The 2,977-nt window shown below is 60.2% G+C and carries 1 protein-coding gene, 1 pseudogene and 1 other annotated feature; of the genes and pseudogenes, one reads left to right on the top strand and one right to left on the bottom strand.

Features of this window, described 5'->3' with window-relative positions:
• Window positions 1–1,459, bottom strand: a pseudogene (locus tag ACX3P1_RS27855) (SulP family inorganic anion transporter); the annotation flags it as partial.
• A 68-nt stretch (window positions 1,460–1,527) separates the two neighbouring features.
• Window positions 1,528–1,583: a sequence feature (sul1 is cis-regulatory element that is thought to sense ions involved in sulfur or methionine metabolism; They are found in Alphaproteobacteria), on the bottom strand.
• Window positions 1,584–1,654: 71 nt separating this feature from the next.
• Here ACX3P1_RS27855 and ACX3P1_RS27850 point away from each other — a divergent pair.
• A complete protein-coding gene (locus ACX3P1_RS27850) occupies window positions 1,655–2,932 on the top strand; it encodes an MFS transporter (protein WP_459083001.1) in 1,278 nt (425 codons plus the stop codon).
• Window positions 2,933–2,977: the final 45 nt, after the last annotated feature.

Here is a 2,977-nt window from a genome sequence, read left to right as displayed (position 1 = left end):
GCGTCGGGGCGGTCATGCATGGCGAGCTTGTCCATAATGGTGGCGCTGGCGTCGTTGAGGCCGACAACCTCGACCTCAACGCCGGACTTGCGGAATTTGAGCACGGCCTTGTCGATGGCGTTGACGCCGGTGAGGTCCCAGATATGGGCGCGGCTGACATCGATGGTGACGCCGTCCAGCGGCTCGGCAAAATTAAAGGCATCTAGGAAATCTTCGGCCGAGGCGAAGAAAATCTGGCCTTCGATACGGTAACTGCGATGCCTGCCGTCGTCTGAAAGCGCCGAGGTGACGCGGAAGATCTGCGCAACTTCCAGGCAAAGAAAATCCCCGAAAGCAGGACGCCGATGCCCACGCCGAGCGCCAGATTGTGCGTAACGACAACGGTTATGACCGTGGCCAGCATGACGAGGCTGGAGCGGCGCGGGTGGTGGCGCAGATCGTTCAGGGACGACCAGCTGAAGGTACCAATCGACACCATGATCATGATGGCGACGAGGGCGGGCATGGGGATGAGGCCGACCAGATCGCCCAGAACCATCAGCAGGAACAACAGAAAGGAGCCGGCAATGAAGGTTGAAAGCCGGGTGCGGCCTCCCGACTTCACGTTGATCACCGACTGACCGATCATGGCGCAGCCCGCCATGCCGCCGAAGAAGCCACTGGCGATGTTGGCGATGCCCTGACCGATGCTCTCGCGGTTCTTGTCGCTGCGTGTGTCGGTCATCTGATCGACGATCGAAGCGGTCAGGAGGCTTTCGAGCAGGCCAACGGCGGCGACAGCCGTCGAAATGGGCAGGATAATCAGCAGGGTTTCAAGGTTGAGCGGCACATCGGGAAACAGCAGGATAGGCAGGGCGTCGGGCAATTCGCCAAGGTCGGCCACGGAGCGAATGTCGATGCCCAATGCGAGGGGAAGAGCGGTCAGAACGATAATGCAGACCAGTGGCGAAGGGACGGCCGTAGTCAGCCTCGGGAAGAGGTAGATGATGGCGAGGCCGACGGCGATGAGCAGATAGGTTTCCCAGGTGACGCCGATCAGCTCCGGCAATTGCGCCATGAAGATGAGGATAGCCAGGGCGTTGACGAAGCCCGTCATCACCGATCGTGAGACGAAGCGCATGATATAGCCGATGCGCAGCCAGCCGGCGACGATCTGGATGATGCCGGCGAGAATGGTGGCGGCGAGCAGATATTGAAGCCCGTGCTCGCGCACCAGCGTGCCGAACAGCACCGCAGTGGCGGCGGTCGCGGCCGAGATCATGGCGGGGCGGCCACCGGCGAAGGAAATGACGATGGCGATGACCACCGAGGCGTAGAGTCCGACACGCGGATCGACGCCAGCGATGATGGAAAAGCCGATGGCCTCGGGAATCAGAGCGAGGGCGACGACGATGCCCGCGAGCACATCGGCACGGATGTTGGAAAGCCAGTCACGGCGGATTTTTTCAATTGAGAACATCAAGACACAATGCAGCTCTCGGTCGGCTCGCAAAGCGAGCCAGACACTTACAGGATGAGCTTTTTCTTGAGTGTCCGGCGGATCGGCGGCCGGAAGAGCCACCCGGAATTTCACCGGGTCCAAGATGAATGCGAGTGGTCATTGCCACAAGGATCGCTCGCTGACAAGCTGCGAGGAGATCGAAAGAAATGGCGATTGTCTGGCGGCAAGGATGCGGCCTATGGCCTTGGACGCGAGCATGACGTGAAAGCATTACTTCCCACCGTGTCCGCCTTATTGTTTTCCGTTGCCATTCTCGTCACGGGGAACGGTCTTCAATGGACATTGATACCGGTCAGGGCAAGCCTTCTGACTTTCGATCCGATTGAGATCGGACTGCTTGGCTCGTCCTATTATCTCGGCTTTGCACTCGGTTGCATCCTGGGCGGTCGCGTCATCCAGCGTGTGGGTCATATCCGTGCATTTGCGGCGCTTACGGCGATCGCATCGACGGTCGTGATGGTCCACACGCTCACCAGCAACCCTGTGGCGTGGTGGGGCTTGCGGGCTGTGACCGGCTTCTGTTTCGCTGGCCTCTATCTCGTTATCGAGAGTTGGCTGAACGAGCGTGCGTCCAACGAGAACCGTGGTCTGGTCATGGGGATTTACACCATGATCAACCTGTCGGTGACGATCATCGGACAAATGATGCTGACCCTTGGCGATCCAGCGGATTTTCCGCTCTTCGCATTAGCTTCGATCCTGATTTCGCTCGCCGCCGTTCCGGTCGCGCTGACGGCGGCTCGCCCCCCTGCCCGCCTGATGCAGTCCAGGCTGCGGCCTATCAAATTGTATTCCAGATCGCCTGTCGGGGTTGTCGGCGTCTTGCTTGCAGGTGTCGCGACGGGTGCGTTCTGGTCGCTCGGCCCTTCCTATGCGATTGCATTTGGCGCGGACACATCGGAAGTCGCAATTTTCATGTCGATCGCGGTTTTCGGCGGCGCTCTGGTACAATGGCCGATTGGCCGGCTCTCCGACAGCCTCGATCGGCGGATCGTTGTCATCGTGCTCTGTGGAGTGGGCGTGTTGGCCGCCCTGACATTGGCGCTGGTCAATAGTGAGGAACGAGCGGTCGCCGTGGTTCTGATTGCAGCATTCGGCGCGTCCGCCATGCCGCTCTATGCGATCTGCGCGGCGCACGCCTTCGATCACATCGAATCGCAAGACACCGTCGAAACCTCATCGGGCCTGCTCCTCGCCAATGGGCTTGGCGCGATTGCAGGTCCGATTGCGGCAGCTTTCTTCATGGGGCCCTTTGGGCCAGGCGGGCTGTTCATTGCGACGGCAAGCGCGCACCTCGTGCTGGCTGCTTTCGTTATCTGGCGGATCCGGACAAGTCAGCCGGTCCCGAGAGAAGGGCGGAGCGAATTCGACCTTTCGACAACCGCGCCGACGATGGTGGCGCTGACGCCGCAGGAAAATGCGAGTGAATGAAAGACAATCCACGCGTATCGGGAATAAATCCGGCCTCGTGAATGT

The sequence above is a fragment of the Mesorhizobium sp. A623 genome (assembly GCF_054489405.1).
Note: the sequence above shows the minus strand (reverse complement) of the source record. Positions and strands in the feature narration are given on the sequence as shown.